The 17,770-nt window shown below is 45.8% G+C and carries 18 protein-coding genes; 10 read left to right on the top strand and 8 right to left on the bottom strand.

Annotated features, from left to right (window positions below; genetic code table 11):
• Positions 1-180: 180 nt before the first annotated feature.
• Positions 181-306 (bottom strand): hypothetical protein, encoded by a 126-nt coding sequence (locus tag QUA70_RS06730; protein ID WP_333329024.1) that lies wholly within the window; start codon positions 304-306, stop codon positions 181-183.
• A 273-nt stretch (positions 307-579) separates the two neighbouring features.
• On the opposite strand from QUA70_RS06730, the gene QUA70_RS06725 reads away from it, so the two are divergent.
• Positions 580-1,746: a zinc-dependent alcohol dehydrogenase gene (locus QUA70_RS06725; protein WP_333329027.1), complete on the top strand. Its 1,167-nt coding sequence runs from the start codon at positions 580-582 to the stop codon at positions 1,744-1,746.
• A 27-nt stretch (positions 1,747-1,773) separates the two neighbouring features.
• A complete protein-coding gene (locus QUA70_RS06720) occupies positions 1,774-1,983 on the top strand; it encodes an acetyltransferase (RefSeq protein ID WP_333329029.1) in 210 nt (69 codons plus the stop codon).
• Between the two features lie 86 nt (positions 1,984-2,069).
• Here QUA70_RS06720 and QUA70_RS06715 read toward each other — a convergent pair whose 3' ends face one another.
• Together QUA70_RS06715 and QUA70_RS06710 are read right to left on the bottom strand one after the other, a co-directional pair.
• Positions 2,070-3,218 carry an AAA family ATPase gene (locus QUA70_RS06715; protein ID WP_333329032.1) on the bottom strand — a complete coding sequence of 383 codons (1,149 nt, stop codon included), beginning with the start codon at positions 3,216-3,218 and terminating at the stop codon, positions 2,070-2,072.
• Between the two features lie 15 nt (positions 3,219-3,233).
• Positions 3,234-4,025 (bottom strand): RNA ligase family protein, encoded by a 792-nt coding sequence (locus tag QUA70_RS06710; protein WP_333329035.1) that lies wholly within the window; start codon positions 4,023-4,025, stop codon positions 3,234-3,236.
• 134 nt (positions 4,026-4,159) lie between these two features.
• Here QUA70_RS06710 and QUA70_RS06705 point away from each other — a divergent pair, with 134 nt between their 5' ends.
• The 3 genes from QUA70_RS06705 (at position 4,160) to QUA70_RS06695 (ending at position 6,959) form a co-directional block, all read left to right on the top strand.
• Complete coding sequence (locus QUA70_RS06705; RefSeq protein WP_333329038.1) at positions 4,160-5,020, top strand: prohibitin family protein; 861 nt, start codon at positions 4,160-4,162, stop codon at positions 5,018-5,020.
• Between the two features lie 138 nt (positions 5,021-5,158).
• On the top strand, positions 5,159-5,578 hold the full coding sequence (locus QUA70_RS06700; RefSeq protein ID WP_333329041.1) for a peptidylprolyl isomerase: 420 nt from the start codon (positions 5,159-5,161) through the stop codon (positions 5,576-5,578).
• Between the two features lie 661 nt (positions 5,579-6,239).
• Positions 6,240-6,959: a 2OG-Fe(II) oxygenase gene (locus QUA70_RS06695; RefSeq protein WP_333329044.1), complete on the top strand. Its 720-nt coding sequence runs from the start codon at positions 6,240-6,242 to the stop codon at positions 6,957-6,959.
• Positions 6,960-7,008: 49 nt separating this feature from the next.
• Here QUA70_RS06695 and QUA70_RS06690 read toward each other — a convergent pair whose 3' ends face one another.
• The 5 genes from QUA70_RS06690 to QUA70_RS06670 all read right to left on the bottom strand — a co-directional run bounded on the left by QUA70_RS06690 (position 7,009) and on the right by QUA70_RS06670 (position 14,136).
• Positions 7,009-8,133: a THUMP domain-containing protein gene (locus QUA70_RS06690; RefSeq protein ID WP_333329046.1), complete on the bottom strand. Its 1,125-nt coding sequence runs from the start codon at positions 8,131-8,133 to the stop codon at positions 7,009-7,011.
• 261 nt (positions 8,134-8,394) lie between these two features.
• Positions 8,395-9,741: a TldD/PmbA family protein gene (locus QUA70_RS06685; RefSeq protein WP_333345771.1), complete on the bottom strand. Its 1,347-nt coding sequence runs from the start codon at positions 9,739-9,741 to the stop codon at positions 8,395-8,397.
• A gap of 132 nt (positions 9,742-9,873) precedes the next feature.
• A complete protein-coding gene (locus tag QUA70_RS06680) occupies positions 9,874-11,352 on the bottom strand; it encodes a TldD/PmbA family protein (protein WP_333345767.1) in 1,479 nt (492 codons plus the stop codon).
• A 202-nt stretch (positions 11,353-11,554) separates the two neighbouring features.
• Positions 11,555-12,859, bottom strand: a complete 1,305-nt coding sequence (locus QUA70_RS06675) for an aspartate aminotransferase family protein (RefSeq protein ID WP_333345765.1) — start codon at positions 12,857-12,859, stop codon at positions 11,555-11,557.
• 239 nt (positions 12,860-13,098) lie between these two features.
• On the bottom strand, positions 13,099-14,136 hold the full coding sequence (locus QUA70_RS06670; protein WP_333345762.1) for an adenosine deaminase: 1,038 nt from the start codon (positions 14,134-14,136) through the stop codon (positions 13,099-13,101).
• 255 nt (positions 14,137-14,391) lie between these two features.
• On the opposite strand from QUA70_RS06670, the gene QUA70_RS06665 reads away from it, so the two are divergent.
• The 5 genes from QUA70_RS06665 to QUA70_RS06645 all read left to right on the top strand — a co-directional run bounded on the left by QUA70_RS06665 (position 14,392) and on the right by QUA70_RS06645 (position 17,371).
• Positions 14,392-15,720: an adenylosuccinate synthase gene (locus tag QUA70_RS06665; RefSeq protein ID WP_333345759.1), complete on the top strand. Its 1,329-nt coding sequence runs from the start codon at positions 14,392-14,394 to the stop codon at positions 15,718-15,720.
• 202 nt (positions 15,721-15,922) lie between these two features.
• Positions 15,923-16,081: a hypothetical protein gene (locus tag QUA70_RS06660; RefSeq protein WP_333345756.1), complete on the top strand. Its 159-nt coding sequence runs from the start codon at positions 15,923-15,925 to the stop codon at positions 16,079-16,081.
• A gap of 30 nt (positions 16,082-16,111) precedes the next feature.
• Entirely contained in the window at positions 16,112-16,330 is a 219-nt protein-coding gene (locus QUA70_RS06655) for a hypothetical protein (protein WP_333301976.1), read from the top strand.
• Complete coding sequence (locus tag QUA70_RS06650) at positions 16,330-16,701, top strand: hypothetical protein (protein ID WP_333234446.1); 372 nt, start codon at positions 16,330-16,332, stop codon at positions 16,699-16,701. The genes QUA70_RS06655 and QUA70_RS06650 overlap by 1 nt, the downstream gene beginning before the upstream one ends.
• Positions 16,702-16,765: 64 nt before the next feature.
• The gene (locus QUA70_RS06645) at positions 16,766-17,371 is read left to right on the top strand and encodes a 50S ribosomal protein L25/general stress protein Ctc (RefSeq protein ID WP_333345753.1); all 606 of its coding nucleotides are present in this window, start codon (positions 16,766-16,768) and stop codon (positions 17,369-17,371) included.
• Positions 17,372-17,770: the final 399 nt, after the last annotated feature.

The following is a 17,770-nucleotide window of genomic DNA, read 5'->3' as shown; positions in this document are numbered from 1 at the left end:
CTATTAATCATCCTTAAGCAGGGTGCGTGATTCTCCACATTCACGTTGAGTGTGAGCTATACAAAAGTCATGCACCCTACTTAATAATCGATAAACCCGCTTTTCCTTGAGAAGTTTTCGGTTGCTACTTATCTAATGTGAGCCGACTTATCCGCTTTAGTGAGATTAAGTGCGAAAAATTTATTTATTGTGAGAGGGAAGCGATCGCCGATCGACAAAAACAACCTCATCCATCTCGTTATTAGCTGTTCTAGCCGATGTTGAACGAATACCGAAGTTGCAATCTTCCGCAAGGATTTTAGCCATTAAGAACGTCCTAACCGTCGGGCGCGGTTGCTATAACTGTTGGCTGTTAACAGAAGAATGTGAAATTTCCCGCACTTTAAGGGCATAAACTTGACATTTTTGGTATTGAAAACAGCCGGAAGATAGATTTATAAATTATACCTCGGATAGAGAGAATATATATTTTATATGCTTAAAATTAAAAACATCCAAGCGAGTAATTTATCAGCTTAGTAAAGGTAAGATTTAAAATCAAAAATTTGCTAGCTAGTAGTTAACTAGAGGAAAAAAATAATGAAAGCTCTTTGCTGGCACGGAGCAAATGATGTGCGAGTTGATAATGTACCAGACCCAACAATTATCAATCCGCGCGATGCGATAGTTAAAATCACGTCTACAGCAATCTGCGGCTCTGATTTGCACCTCTACAATGGCTTCATCCCGACAATGCAATCGGGTGACATCATGGGGCACGAATTCATGGGGGAAGTAGTCGAACTCGGCAGCGAAGTCAAGAACTTAAAAAAGGGCGATCGCATTGTCATTCCTTTTACTATTTCTTGTGGCAGTTGCTTCTTTTGCAACCGCGATTTGTGGTCGCTGTGTGACAACTCCAACCCCAATGCTGGGCTGGCTGAAAAATTATTCGGTCATTCGCCGGCTGGACTGTTTGGCTTCTCCCATTTAACGGGCGGCTATGCAGGAGGTCAAGCAGAATACGCGCGGGTTCCGTTTGCAGATGTCGGCCCTTTAAAAATTCCCGACGGACTTTCTGACGAACAAGTATTGTTCCTCACCGATATCTTTCCTACCGGTTACATGGCGGCCGAAAACTGCAACATTCAGCCGGGGGATACTGTAGCAGTTTGGGGATGCGGGCCAGTCGGACAATTTGCGATCAGAAGCGCGTTTATGCTGGGGGCCGATCGAGTAATTGCGATCGACCGCGTACCGGAACGCTTGCAAATGGCGGCCGCGGCCAAAGCTGAAATCATCAACTACGAAGAAATGGACGCCGGGGAAGCCGTCACCGAAATGACGGGGGGACGCGGGCCCGACGCCTGCATCGACGCGGTGGGGATGGAAGCCCACGGCACCGGTCTCGACGCTTTGTACGACAAAGCCAAGCAAGCCGTGCGGTTGGAGAGCGATCGACCTACCGCCCTGCGACAAGTGATCGTAGCTTGCCGCAAGGGTGGCACAGTCTCAATTCCCGGCGTTTACGGCGGCTTCGTTGACAAAGTGCCCTTAGGTGCAGCTTTCAACAAAGGCTTGACCCTGAAAATGGGACAGACGCACGTTCACCGCTATTTGCGGCCTTTGCTCGATCGCGTTCAAAAAGGCGAAATTGACCCGTCATTCGTAATTACGCACCGAATGAAGTTGGATGAAGCGCCCCACGCCTACGAGATTTTCCTCAACAAAAAAGACAACTGTATCAAAGTTGTCCTCAAACCCTAATTCGCATTTAACTGACAAGGAGAAACTATGCTTTTACAAGAAAAAGAATCAGGCGACTTGATAGAAATCCTCGATGTAGAGGCTTTACTCAGCCCTACAAAAAATGAAGTGCCGGGAAAAAATCAAGCTGGTCAAGAAGAGCAAGAGACAGCAACTTTTCCAAAAAGTAATTTAGTCTTTCCTTCCGGTGAAACTCTGCCGCGCTGCTGGACTGAGGAAAATTATCAAACTCATTGATATCAAGGGAAACCCCAAACCTAATACCCAGAGCCCCGACTTCTTAAAGAAGTCGGGGCTCTAACAGTTTTAGGTAAAAAGGGAGATTAATTGTTAACGCTCCACTCTACTTGATGCGCTTCTGTGCGATCGGGAATATCCAGCCGCGCAGCTAATTTGCGAATGACTGCTTCCGGTACAGTTGCTGTGCGCGATCGATTCCGCTGCAATACTTCCTCCAAAGGAACTTCCAGGTAAACAATGCGAATTTGCGCTTGATAATCGGCAAAAAAATTAATTAATTGCTGGCGCATTTGTTTAGTAGTGTTGGTAGCATTCCAGATAAAAGAACGCCCCACTCTCATATATTCCCGCGCTCTATTTTTGGCTTCCATTATTACATTGCCGGGAGTTTCGTCGGGAGGGACATTCATCTCTTTCCGCAGTGCATCCAGCGAGATTATCGGCAAATCTGGAAGATTTTCCCGAATCCAATAATCTTTACCGCTTGCCGGCAAGCCAGACATCAAGATTACTTCGCATCGAGTATCGTCAAATGCTTCGTAATCGGGATTTCCGTTGTCTTTGCGGAAGTAGATAAATCGGCTGTGTGCTGATGGGAATTGTCGGGGAGAATCCAAACAATTATTTTCTTGACAAAACTCCCGAAATAGTTCTATTTTATCGAGAAGTTCTTGTCTGTCGCTACACTGTCGGCCGCGCACGTCTGCTTCGGCTAAAAGTGCGAGGAAATCGCAGCGGACAACTTGACTGACTTTAATTACAGACTGCTGCGGGTTGGGTTTGTCGATCAGCCAGATGGGTAAACTGCCGAATTTGACGATCGCCACAACTGTTTCGCGAATCTCAAACTGCACAGGCGACTCGAATTGGGATAAAATTTGTCTGACCATTCTCGCACCTTGGCGGGCGTGACCTTTTGAGCTAATTCTGCCGTCGGCTTCTATTTTTGTAAAGGCTGCTTTGGCGACATCGTGCAGCAAAGCGGCGGCAAAAAGTATCGATCGTTCTTGCACGGGTAATTGACGCCAATTCGGGGAAGATATTAATGCTTCGCAGACCATTCTGGTATGAATTAAAACGTCTCCTTCGGCGTGATAAATCGGGTCTTGCTGGCAGCCTTTTAAGTTTTGAATCCAATCAAAATGATTTTGAATGCTGTCCCAATCCAGAAACCAATCGGGGGGTTCGGGACAAAAGGGAAAAGTCCAAGTTGGCGATAACAGTGCAGTCATAAATTCACCGGGTGGTTAACTAAAATTAAATAAATCTGCACCGGGACGCAGAATATTGGGTACAATTGGGCGATTTAGCCAATGTCCTTCGGCATTTTTAATAGCAGTCAAGAAGCTAGATCGCACGTATTTGTAACGCGCCTTTACTATGCCATCTTCTTCAATTTTAAGGTACAGACCCTCCATGCGATCGCTCTTGTCAGTCTCTTTCAAACATCGTTCTTCATCTAATCCCACTTCCCCGCAGTACAAACGCAACCGATCCAAATGTCCAGGTTGAATAAAATTAGATTTTTCCATAAACTGCATCATTTGCTTGGGCGATTTCAGCATTCCAGAAAACAGCACGGGAACGGACACTAACGGCAGTCCGCTTAACAACTTGCGGCGGGATTCTGTACTCAGAAATTGACTTGTTTCTAAGTCCAGCACATCGTATTCCATAAAATAGTGCGGCAAAAAATTATAAAAAACAGTGTGTTTGGCATACAGCCATTCGCCGTAAAGAATGTAGCGATTTCCCAGCACTTCTCCCAGGGCTGGGCTGAGACTGAAAGCCCACTGTTTGAATAAGTTAAAATGTTTTTCCCTGGGGCCGCCGGTGAGATAGTGGCCGCGACTTTGCAGCAGCATTTGTCCATCGGGTGCGAAGCTGATGCCTGTATTAGCGCCGTCTACCTTTTCTTCAATCACTGTCGGGCGATCGATCAGGGCGCTAAATGGCACGCTGTCGAGGTCTTCATCACCCGGTTGGAAACGCGAACCTTCGATGTGATAAGTTCGAGGATATTTAACAATTTTGAGCATCAGCCAATTCCTTTTACCTTTTAGATTTAAGAGGCGACCCATCCATTTTTAATTTTAATTTTAGATCTTAGATTTTAGAGGCGACCCAATCTATTTAACGATTATAATGGAATGAGTACAAAGGAGCGTGTAAGTTGAAAAATCAAAGTTTCCAGAGCATATCATCAGCACTCGCTGGGATTCTATTAGTAGGCGCGCTACTCCTCGGATTAAACTCTTTTGTCGTCATCAATCCAGGCGAAGCAGGCGTTGTCAGCGTTTTAGGAAAAGCCACAGATGGAGCATTGTTAGAGGGGTTTCACCTCAGACCCCCGCTAATATCCAAGGTAGACGTGTACGATGTAACCGTGCAAAAATTTGAAGTTCCCGCCCAGAGTGCTACTAAAGACCTTCAGGATTTAAATGCCAGTTTTGCGATCAACTTTCGCCTCGATCCTGAGAAAATAGTGGAGATCAGAAGGACTCAAGGAACTTTGGAGAATATAGTCTCAAAAATTATTGCTCCTCAGACGCAAGAAGCATTTAAAACAGCGGCCGCACTGAGAACCGCAGAACAATCTATTACTCAAAGAAGTGAACTGAAGCGAGACTTTGATACTGCGCTGAAGGAAAGGCTATCAAAGTATGATGTAATCGTACTCGATACGAGCGTTGTTAACATTCGATTCTCGACAGATTTTGCGAAAGCGGTTGAGGAGAAACAGGTTGCTGAACAGCGGGCGCAAAGGGCTGTTTATGTGGCTCAGGAAGCAGAACAACAGGCTCAAGCTGATATTAACCGCGCTCAAGGTAGGGCGGAAGCTCAAAGGCTATTGGCTGAAACTTTGAAGGCTCAGGGCGGCGATTTAGTGCTGCAAAAAGAGGCGATTGAAGCTTGGAGAAGCGGCGGCGCTCAGATGCCAAAAGTGTTGGTGATGGGCAGTGGTTCGAGTCGGGTTCCTTTCATTTTTAATATGAACGATATTCAGGAAGAACCCGATCGCCAAAAAAGTTAGCAGCCGTTGAAAGTTCGCGGAGTATGCTAAACTTCGGGAAGACCAAATCTAGCGATTAGGTTGAATCTGTCGCTATAAAAGCGAAGTCCGCAATTAACACGCAGGCAACACACTCATTTTAGGAAGCAAGGAAAAATCATGACCCGCGCTATTATGGAAACCGACAAAGGCACAATCAATTTGGAATTGTTCGATGGGGATGCGCCTAACACAGTGAAGAATTTTGTTGACTTGGCCGAAAAAGGTTTTTACGATGGATTGGCTTTTCACCGAGTCATTCCTAACTTTATGATTCAAGGTGGCTGTCCAAAAGGCAATGGAACGGGCGGCCCCGGCTACAAAATTAAGTGCGAAATCAACTCCAACAAACATTTGGCAGGCACTTTATCGATGGCTCACGCAGGCCGGGATACGGGTGGCAGCCAATTCTTTATTTGCCATTCTCCCCAGTCTCATTTAGATGGAGTTCACACAACTTTTGGCAAAACTGAGGATATGTCTGTCGTCAATGCTATCCGCCAAGGTGACAAAATTATTTCGCTCAAAATTGAGCATTAATTTCCAGTAATTAGTTGCGTTTGTAATAAGGACTAAAGTCCTTATTACAAATCCAATACTAAATATCAGAAGTGTGGCGTGTTGCTAAAAAAATTAAAATTTGAACTATGATTATGGTCTAATGCTCGCCAAAAAATTAAGTTAATTATTAAATAATATGATAAATAGTTATAGAGAAATTGTCAAACTTTTAGTCAAAGACTTGCCTAAAAATGATGATTCATTTTTCACTACAAGATTATAGATGGAAACCTGGTTTCATTTTTTAAATATAAATTTTTGTAAGGAAATTCAACACTTCTGACTAAATATATATCTAATAAGTTATAAGTTGGCATTCAAGATGGTTTGGCAATCTATTTGCGATCGACCTTACTTGTGCAAGTATTGTTTGTAAATTTTTGTAATAAAAATACGACACCTCACAAAAGTAATGATATAAGATATCTCATGCGTCCTCAGCAATGAAAAAAGTAAAATTAATATGATCAATAGAGGTTTCAGAAAAGTAGGAAGAGAAACTTCCCTGCTCCAATCTAGTGTGTCTTACAATTGGAGAATGTTCAAACATATCAAAAAAATACCTGCACTTAGTCCCACAAATCAGTGTATTGTCGATGCTATCAGGAAGGAAGGGGCTTTTATTACTTCTCTAGAAGCTTTGTCCTTGCCCCTGACTGAAAAACTTTTGGAGGGAGCCAAAGTTATCTTAGCTAATAATCCAAAAGCTCCGGCTTTTCAAGATCAATACGTTTACCATGTGGATTCAGCAAAAATTATAGAAAATTCAGAAATTTTTTTGTGGGGTCTTCAAGAGCGGTTGCTCGACATTGCTGAAAATTATCTTCGCGTTCCAGTTGCTTACCGCGGTTCATTATTTCAGAAAGATTTCGCGAACGAACAGCAGGTACTTACAAGATTGTGGCATAAAGACCCGGAAGATCACCGACTTCTCAAAATAGCTGTTTACTTGAATGATGTGAATGCTGAAGGCGGCCCGTTTGAATATATTCCAAAGCATTTCAATTCTAAGTTAAGCTCTCTCAAAGGCAAACTTTTATTTTCTGATGCAGAAGTAGCAAAACACTTAGACCTATCAAATTGCGTTTCATGTACAGGGCTAGCAGGTACTGTTGTTTTCTTCGACTCTCACCATGTTTTCCATCGCGGCAAGATACCTCTCAAGTCACACCGCGACGCAATATTTTTTAATTATCACTCCAGAAAACCGATCAAAGTGTTTTCTGATCACTGGAAGGCTCCTTTTTCACCAGATGAGTTGCTCGTGCTTTCAAAAACTCTTTCTCCACGCCAGAAAGAAGGCGTTTTCTGGTGGAAAAATGGTTCGGAGTCATTCCAGCCCAAGTTGATGGCTAGGTGAAACATTTAATCAAGAAAAGGGGAAGGGGAAGGGGAAGAGGAAGGGAAATTTAATACAGTTCATACTTCAGCAAGGTACAAGGAATCGACCCATTGAAAACAGGAATCCGGCGCGATGTCCTGAGTCCCACTTTTTTCCCCAACTCCTTATTTCCCGTCAAAATAAACGCATTCCAACCTTTAAAACGATTCTTGAAAATATCCCCCAACATCTTGTACAAATCTCCCAATTCGCTAGCATCTCCCAGGCGCTCTCCGTAGGGAGGATTGCAAATCAGAACGCCTCTGTCTGCGGGTGCTTCCAACTCTGAGAGCTCGGTTTGAGCAAACTGAATCTTACCGGAAATACCAGCTTGCTGCGCGTTCGTGCGAGCTTGAGTTAACATATCGGAATCACGATCGCACCCTGCAATCACCTCTTTAAGTTCCGGTAACTCACTATTTTCAGCTTCTGCCCACAATTCATCCCACAAAGGTTCGTCAAAATCCCGCCAAGTCATAAATCCAAACTTTTCTCGAAACAATCCCGGTGCAATATTCAAGCCCTTTAACGTCGCTTCCAAAGGCAAAGTTCCAGAACCGCACATCGGGTCTAAAAACGGCAAATCAGGCGTCCATTCTGCCATCTCCAACAAAGCCGCAGCTAGGGTTTCTTTCAGGGGAGCAAGCCCCATCGCCGGTCGATATCCCCGGCGGTGCAAACTGCCGCCAGAACTGTCTAAACTTAAAATAGCTCTATCTTGATGAATGTGAATGTTAATTAGCAAATCGGGATGCTCTACATCGACATTAGAACGCTTGTTAAATTGAAGGCGCTGTTGGTCGGCGATCGCATTTTTGACCTGCAAAGCTGTAAAGTGAGTGTGGTTCAAATTTTCGTTGCCGCCGGTGCAGTTTACTGCTAAAGTATTGTCGGGATCTAAGTATTCGTCCCAAGGGATTTTCTGCACTTCGCGGTAGAGCATATCCGAGTTGTAACACCGGAATTCGGCGATCGGCATTAGCACTCTAAAAATTGTTCTCGACCAAAGATTGACGCGGTACAATAAAGCGCGATCGCCCGCAAAGTAAACCCCAGTAAAATCTGGCTTGACATCCTGAGCTCCTAAACGTTCTAATTCTTGGGCGGCAATAGTTTCTAAACCGCGCGCAACTGTAGCAAAATATTGATTCATTGATAATTTGTAATTGGTAATTGGGAATTGGGAATTGGGAATTGGTTTATTCTTGAGCGCCCTAAATTAGATAGTAGCTGGTTTTAATCGTAAGCTTCACAAAGAATACTCTACCTTAAGGTAGATGCCTCGGTTAAAAAAATACTAATTCTCCGAACAGCTTTGTCAACAGGCGATCGCCTGAACCCGCACCCAATCTACCTTACCGACACAAAAACTAACGCCCAGAGGGTGCGCCTCCGCGCACCTCACCGCTGCAAGTCACAAACTGTCAGTAATACTCGTGAAATTAAAAGCTTTCACGCGCACTCCGGGCACGACACTACCGCCGTAACGCTTCACCGCACTAACTGCATCCACATCGCGCAACATATCAGGTAAAACTTGATTGAAACGCAGGTTTTTTATCGGGTAAGCAATTTTGCCATCCTCAATCCAAAAAGTACCGTCGCGAGTCATTCCCGTTACTTCCAATGTTTTCGGATTCACGTAGCGCACGTACCAAGCTCGACTAACGAAAATTCCTCGCTCGGTTTGAGCAACTAAATCTGCTAAACTTTGGTCGGAACCTGTCATTACGATCGGGTAATAAGCACCTTTTGCCTCTTTGCCTTTTTGTGCGGCCCAGTAGCGGGAATAAGACAAACTTTGAGGGACGCCATCTTTGATGATTTCCAAATAGTTATTGCTCAATCCGTCGCCGAAAAAAGTATTCGATCGCAACAAAGGATGAGCCGGATCGCGCTGCACTTGCACTAACGGGCTAAAAAGTTGTTCCCCCGCGCGGTTTCCCGCTGGTTTTCCCTCTGCATCGGCGATCGACATAAACGATCGCCCCTCATCCGCCGCCCTCGCATCCAAACTCCAAATTACCCACGGTAGCAAATCCGCAAAAGCAGCACCGTCAAGGATTACCGGATAAACGCCGGGAGTGATGGGGCGCGGGTTGCGGGATGCGATCGCCCGATCAAGCACTTGTTCTGCTAATTGGGCGATCGGCAATTCGTTGATACTCCAAGCAGTGCTCTGAGCCCAACTCGAACCGTCTTCAACGCGAGCAGTAAAGCTGAAATCCGCCTCTGTAGACTGGTTGCAGGCGCGGAGTCCGGTTGACGAGGCGATCGCGTACAGCGACGCATCAGCGCTCAAAGTGCCCGAACCGTGAGCCCCCCCCTGGGAGGATCTCGCGCACGCTTGCTGCACCATTTCGGCCCGTGCTAGAGGCGATACAGTTGCCGTTGCTGCGTCGAAGGCTGGCGAGCGCAAATCGTAGGTTTGAGGGGGCAGCAGCGGCATCCATTCGGGGTCTGCCGGCGCAATTCGGGCCAATTCTTCCGATCGCTTGACTGCGGAGGCGATCGCATCTTCATCAAATTCTGTAACAGCAGCAGAGGCGCTTTTGTTACCGAAATAGCTAGTAATGCTGAGGCTAAATACAGTTTTGCTAATATTTTGGCTGATTTGATTTTCCGAGAAGCGGGAAAGAGATTCTTCGCCAGTAGAGAGACTGACAAATACTTCCTCTGCTTTGGATAGTTTTACTGCTTTTTCTAGTAAAGATAAGGCTTGGTCTTCACTTAAAATTGCGGGCGATGTTGTTACAATCATGATTAGTAATTAGGCATGGCGAATTGGGCATTGCGAATTGGGCATTGGGAATTGGACATTGGGAATTGGGCATTGTTAGCAATTAACTAATAACTAAGAACCGATGCCCTATGCCTCATGCCCCATGCCGTATTACCCAATTTGAATATCCCTCACTCGCACCGGCACACAAGCGTGAGTCATCTGAGCAACCTGCATCGGCTCGCCTTTTCCGCATATATGAGTACCGCACTGAACCAGCTCCGAAGCCGGCCCGATCGCATCTATTTGATTCCAGAAATCAGTAGTCATCGCCTGATAAGTTACATCCTTCAACATACCGACAACTTTACCTTTTTCCACCTTCCAAAAAGCATCGCCGCCGAATTGAAAATTGCGCCGCTGCTGGTCGATGGAATAACTACCCATACCGTCGATTAAAATCCCGTCTTCCGTATCAGCAATCATCTCTGCCAAAGTAGCAGTATGACTGCCGCCATCCGGGCCCGGCTCCAATCCCAAATTGGGAATTCTCACCATCGGCACGCTCGACCAACTGTCAGCGTAAGCAGAACCGTTGCTGCTACCGCGTCCGAGGCGATAAGCCGTCTCTCTGTCAGTGAGATAATCAACTAAAATTCCATCCTTGACAACGTACCAATCTTGTGATTTTACGCCCTCATCATCGTAACCCATTGTACCGCGGCCCCCTGGTTGAGTGCGATCGCACTTAAAATTCACCCAAGGTGCAGCATATTGCAGTTTATTTAACTTATCAGTAGTAGCAAAGCTCGTGCCAGCAAAATTAGATTCGTAGCCGTAAACCCGGTCTAATTCTGTTGGATGCCCGACTGATTCGTGGATAGTCAAATACAAATTTGTCGGCTTGAGAATCAGGGATTTGCAAATACCCGCAGGGATTTTGGGAGCGCGGACTTTCTCAATAGCTTCGGCGGCAACTCTTTCGACTTGACTCAACAAATCATCGGGATTAATATGTTCGTAACCTATATTCAGCGGCGGGCGTTCGTAACTGCGACTTTGAGCATCGCCGCCCGCAATTGCCGTACAGCCAAAACCCGGATAGCTGCGGTAGATTGTTTGTTCGATTAGCGAGCCTTCTGTGGAAGCAAAAACCTTGTCTTCGCGGCTGAACTGCAAAAAAGAAGAAGCTTTTTTGATGCCTTGTGCGCCGTGTGCTAGCAGCTTCTCGTTGATAGTTAGCAGCAGTTGAGCTTTCTCAGCAACTGGTACAGAAAAAGGGTCAATGGCGATGGGAGTAATGTAGGTATCGACATATTTTTCGACTGGTACTAACCGCACCGGTTCCTTCTGAGTTAAGCGGCTGCCTTTAGCAATTTCTACAGCCAAAGCGACTATTCTTGCAACCTCTGCGGGTGTTTTGCTGTGACTGGCGGCAAACCCCCAAGCGCCGTCTAGAAGCACTCGCACGCCAAAACCGGAACTTACATTATCGGACAGTTGACTTAAAGATCGATCGCGCGCGTAAAGATTCTGCCTTCGATAAGTGCAAAAACGCACATCACCGTACTCGCAACCTGTTTCCCGAATCAAATCTACAGCCAAATTTGCTAACTCGTTAGCAGAGATTTTTGCAGTTAATTGTACCATAGTTATTTGTCATTCGTCATTAGTTGTTAATTATTATAGCGCTTTTTAATTATTTGAACGAACCGCGAAGACGCCAAGAGCGCGAAGGAATAAAAGAGAGAGGTTTTTCTCCTTTCCAACTATAGTCTTTACCTGAAAACATCTACCTATCTTCTTCTTGCTCTTCCTTCTCTTCCTTCGCGCCTTCGCGGTTCGTTAAATCCTAGTCCATCTCCTGCAAAACCCCTGTCAAAATTTCCACAATGCGATCGATATGTTCCTTCTCAATAATCAGCGGTGGCGACAAAGCAATAATATCACCAGTCGTCCGAATTAGCAACCCTTTTTCATAGCACTGCAAGAAACAATCAAAAGCCCGTTTCCCCGCCTTCCCAGCAATAGATTCCAACTCAATACCCGCCACCAGTCCCAGATTGCGGACATCAATTACGTGCCGCACCCCCTTCAAAGAATGCACCGCATCTTCCCAGTAACCAGCCATCTTATCGGCTCGTTCAAATAACCTTTCTTCCTCATAAATATCCAGCGTCGCCAAAGCAGCCGTACAAGCCACAGGATGACCCGAATAAGTATAACCGTGAAAAAGCTCGATCGCATTTTCAGGAGCATTCATAAAAGCATCATAAATGCCTTGTTTCACAAACACCGCCCCCATCGGCACCGTACCGTTAGTTATCCCTTTCGCGGCCGTCACAATATCGGGAACCACCCCAAAATATTCCGTTGCAAAACTAGAGCCTAGTCGCCCGAATCCGGTAATTACCTCATCAAAAATCAGCAGAATTCCGTATTTGTCGCAAATCGCCCGCAGTCGCTCCAAATAACCTTTGGGCGGAATCAAAACCCCTGTAGAACCAGCCACCGGTTCTACAATTACCGCTGCAATATTAGACGCATCGTGCAAAGCGACAATCCGCTCCAATTCATCGGCCAAATGCGCTCCCCATTCCGGTTGTTTGCGGCTGAAAGCATTGTGTTCGAGGCTGTGAGTGTGAGGCAAATGATCGACTCCCGTCAGCAAACTGCCAAAAAACTTGCGGTTTGTACCGATACCGCCGACAGAAATTCCCCCAAAACCAACGCCGTGATAGCCCCGTTCCCTGCCGATCAATCTTTGGCGAGTTCCTTCACCTTTTACCCGGTGATAGGCGATGGCAATTTTTAAAGCAGTTTCTACAGATTCCGAACCCGAATTAGTAAAGAAAACGCGATCGAAATTGCCCGGAATCATCTTTACCAAACGTTCCGCCAATTCAAAAGCCCCCGGATGTCCCATCTGAAAAGCCGGCGAGTAATCCAAACGCAAAACCTGCTGTTTAACTGCTTCGGCAATTGTCTCGCGGGCGTGCCCTGCATTCACGCACCAAAGCCCCGCAGTACCATCTAAAATCGAGCGGTTATCATCTGTTGTAAAGTGCATATCTTTTGCCGCAACCAACATTCGTGGATTCGCTTTAAACTGTCGGTTGGCGGTGAAGGGCATCCAGTAAGCGTCCATATTTGTCATGTTTTTTTATCATTTTATATTGAGGATTCTGCCTCCAAACTATAACTTGCTACGATTGCCGATCGCCCGACACTTATTATAATTTTACAAATATCTCTTTTAAACGAACCGCGAAGACGCAAAGAGCGCGAAGGAAGAGAAGAAAGAGGTTTTTCTCATTTCCAAGTAGAGTTTTTACCGGAAAATATCTGCCTATCTTCCTCTTTCTCTTCCTTCGCGGTTCATTAAATAGATATTCTTTAATTAACGATCGCCTCCACAGACTCATGCTGCAACAAACCAGTTAGCATTTTCACAGGCCGCTCCCCGTAGGGCCACGCGAAAGCATGGCGGAAAGCAGCTTCTTGACACGCTTGCAATTGCCGAAAATCAATGATATCCAAAGTTAACAAATTCTCGTACTCGAAAGGCAATCGCACGTTGTGCAATCCCGCGTTGTCGGTACAAATGGCAATATCCACACCAGCTTCAAAACATCGATCGAACACAACCTTCAATTCGCGCATATCCTGCAACGTCCCCGTTTTGAGGTAGGTCGTCGGGCAAACTTCCAAGCATTGACCCCTGCGCGCGACTTCTGGCAGCAGTTCGGGATATTTTAAGGGAATTTGAATCCCGTGGCCGATACGCATCAGATAAGGCAGAAGTTCGGGATAACAGCCTGACGTAGTTTCGTAGAGGTGGCCGGTAGTTTTGATGCCGATCGACCTGGCGTACTGGTACAATCCGACAAACTCCTCCAAACGATCGCCAATACAATCATCGCCGCCAGCTATATCGATCGCACAAACATATTCTCCCATCCCGGCCGCCAAATCTACGATCGCCCGATTCACCTCATAGGGTAAACGCGAGTGCATACACAAAATTTGGCTAGTAACAATCGGACAATCGCTAATTTGACTTGCCTTGCCCACAACTTGTACAATTTCTGCCATCAAATCAATGCGTTCTGACTGATCCAAATGTTCAGGAGTCCGCAAATAAGGCGTATAGCGCAACTCCAAATAAGCCAGATTTTCAAACACGTAAGCGCCCCGCATCAACCGATAGATGAAATAAGGCAACGTCTCAACAGTTTGAACGCTTTCTACCAGCGTGTGCAGTTCCAAATACTCATTGAGAGTATTGCGTGGACGAGTGTAAAACTCCTCAAACTCCGAGTATTCTTGAAACCGATTAACCATCTCAGCATTGTGGCGATCGAAATACCGCCACAGCACCCTAGGAACGACAGAACCACCCAGATGGCGGTGCAACTCAGCGTGTAAAGTCATGGCAACAAAGCCTCTATTTTCTCAATGTTAACAAAAATTAATTTGACCGAAAGCAGTTGGCTCTGTTGCCCCCGGACTCGTCTGTGGATCGGCTCTCACTAATTTGCGTAGCCGATCGACCTGCGAACCGATGTATCCGTGGCGTAGCCTCTAAAATCTAAAATCCCAAATCTAAAATCTAAAATTGATTGACATTTGGGACGCATTCGTACATAATCGGAGATTGTGTCAACCTGAACTGAACGCGAGAAACCCTTGGCTAACGTAGTTGTGATCGGCGCCCAGTGGGGCGATGAAGGAAAAGGCAAAATTACCGATTTGCTCAGCAAATCCGCAGATATCGTTGTCCGCTACCAAGGGGGCGTCAACGCGGGTCACACCGTGGTAGTAAACGGTCAGACTTTCAAGCTGCACTTAATTCCGTCCGGGATTCTCTACCCTGATAAAGAGTGTATTATCGGCTGTGGCACGGTCATCGACCCTAAAGTTTTAATTGCAGAGTTAGATCAGTTAGAGGCACTGAATATTTCGACAGCCTCCCTGATGATTTCGGAGACGGCTCACGTCACGATGCCCTATCATCGATTAATTGATGTAGCATCGGAAACGCAGCGGGGAAATTATAAAATCGGGACGACGGGACGTGGCATTGGCCCTACTTACGCCGACAAGTCGGAACGTACCGGCATTCGGATGCTCGATTTAATGGACTTGGAAGGGTTGCAAGAACAATTGGAATGGACGATTAATTGTAAAAATGTCCTTCTGGAAAAACTCTACAATTTGCCGCCTCTAAATCCGCAAGATGTAATAGATGAATATCGGGTGTATGCGGAACGTTTGCGGCCGCACGTAGTAGATAGTTCGCTGAAGATTTATGAGGGACTTCACAAGCGGAAAAATATTCTGTTTGAAGGCGCGCAAGGCACTTTATTAGACTTAGACCACGGTACTTATCCTTACGTTACTTCGAGCAATCCCATCGCTGGTGGGGCTTGTGTGGGAACCGGAGTCGGCCCAACAGCGATCGATCGCGTAATTGGCGTAGCCAAAGCTTATACAACTCGCGTCGGAGAAGGCCCCTTCCCTACGGAAATGGTAGATGGAGTTGGCGCAATTTTGGGCGATAGAGGTGCAGAATTCGGCACGACAACGGGCAGGAAACGCCGCTGCGGTTGGTTCGACGCAGTAATCGGCCGCTACGCAGTCCGCATCAACGGCCTTGACTGTCTGGCAATTACCAAACTAGATGTTTTGGATGAATTAGAAGAAATAAAAGTTTGCGTTGCTTACGAAATTGACGGCGAAAAATGTGTTGATTTCCCGAAAAGTTCCCGGATATTTGCTCGCTGCAAACCTATTTACGAAACCCTTCCCGGTTGGAAACAGTCAACGGAAGAGTGCCGGAATTTGGAAGATTTGCCACAGCAAGCTTTGGATTATCTGAAGTTTTTGGCAGATTTGATGGCAGTGCCGATCGCAATTGTTTCTCTCGGTGCGAGCCGCGACCAAACTATTATTGTAGAAGACCCGATTCACGGGCCAAAGCGCGCTTTGCTCTCTGCTGACGGTACGCCAGCCTAACGTTGCCTTAAAATATAATTTTGGGTCTCAATCAATAATACTCAAAGCTGTTGCCAGTCTCGCCGAGACCCACCGAGAGCGAGGTTCCAGGAGATTTAGTGCACTTGACCCACGGCGAGGTCAAGTGTATCATTCTTTACAGGGAGTCAAGTAAATGACTGACGAGGATGAACTGATAGCACGGCTATAAGTTCACAGAGACATGATTGGATGGCTTATAATAGAGTTAAGCAAAGAAGGAATACAAGCCCAAAGAACAACCGGAAACAGTCCCAAAGGTGATATTTTGATCGTTGACGATCGGGATGTTCCGCGAGTTAAACAGCTACTCCGCAATTTGCCGATCGAATTTAATGGTTAATTTATCAAAATAATAAAAAGTATAACAATAATGAATGAACCGCATATTGAAATCAAAGCCTGGAAAAACAAAAAAATAGATTCCACAAAAGCTAAGGAAATATGTCAAAAAGGCACTGTGATTGGAGTTATGACCACAGGAAAAATTACTCAACCCGCTAAGATTATATTCGACAAAGCAGATATAGCTTGGGTAGAAAATTTTCCCGAAAGTAATTTATTGAATCAGGAAGGTCAAGAGGAGAGCTAATGTTAGACATGATTTTTTATGCCTTCAACACTAATCAGCCACCGCACTATGTCGGAATGTCTGAAGAGGTTTACGAGTGGTTGGCAAAATCAGAATTTTCCAAAATCGGCACATCTGTCCCCAGAAATATTTTGATAGATGAAGAGGAGGAGAAGCTACCTTTAGTTGAGTTAGATCGAGATATTCGCCAGAAGTTCAGAAAATTTTTCTGCGATGCAATTATCTCCGAAAGCGATACCGTCCTTGCTAAGCTGGGAGACTCCCCTCTCAAAGAAGAGTATCAAGCAGGAACGTACCGTTTGAGGAAAATGCTGGAATTGCTGAAGTGTCTGGAAAATGAGAATTATCAGTATCTTCAGCGAGTCGTTTAATTAGGCGCGATCGCAATATCACAATTCTGGTAAAATGTGAAAACAATCAGCAGAAAGTCATCAAATGGAACTCGCAGTAGAATGTCAAAAGCGGGCAGAAGGCAGCAAACCTAACGCCCTCCGCCGCTCCGGATTGATTCCCGCCGTCCTCTACGGTCACAAAGGATCTGAATCTATTTCCCTTACCATCAAAGCCAAAACAGTTGAACACCTGCTCAAAAAGCACGTAGTCAACAATGCCCTAATTGAGCTGAGCATTCCCGACCTCTCTTGGAGCGGAAAAACCTTGCTCCGGGAAGTTCAAGTTCATCCTTGGAAGGGCTATCCTTACCACCTGAGCTTTTTCTCCGTGGCGACTCAAGACAGCCTGGAAGTTGAATTGTCACTGCGTTTTGTCGGCGAACCTGTCGGCGTCAAGTTAGAAGGTGGCATCTTGGATACCGTGCTGACGCAACTGGCAGTTAAGTGCAAACCTGACAGCATTCCTGAAGCAATTGAAGTAGATATTTCTCATTTAAAGGTTGGGGATGCGCTGCACATTCACGAGTTAGTTTTGCCTGCAGGAGTGGTAGCTCTCGGCGAACCAGATCAGGTGGTTGTTAGCGTGCTGGGAATTCAAGCAGGTTCTGAAGCCGAAGACGCAGAAGAAGACGCAGAGGCAGCAGCTTGATTAGTAATTGCTAATAGTTGTTAACTAATTAATTGTTGAAAAAAAAGGGCGATCGCTTTCTTCCAAAAGGGCGATCGTTTTTCGCTAAAAAGGCTATTCTCGTTTGGGTTCGATCGCACATCTTTCACCCTGCTCAAAAACCGGCTTTCCGGCCTGTTCCACAAAGAGTGAATTACTTTATTGTGGGGCGTGGCTCCTAGCCCGCCGGTAAAAAGCCTATAGAAAAGGGTGCAATCTCCCTTGCCGCGTCCACAAGAAAGCATCCCACCAGCAAGTATCGGCAGTGTTTACTTTTCTTTACAAAAGGGGCGATCGACAAGTAGCTACAAAAGTCGGGACGGGCGCGCAAATCTGCCAGAAACCGGGCTGATTCGTACATATTTAGCTGTAAAATCAAAA

This window comes from Microcoleus sp. LAD1_D5, assembly GCF_036702115.1.
Classification (GTDB): domain Bacteria; phylum Cyanobacteriota; class Cyanobacteriia; order Cyanobacteriales; family Microcoleaceae; genus Microcoleus.
Note: the sequence above shows the minus strand (reverse complement) of the source record. Positions and strands in the feature narration are given on the sequence as shown.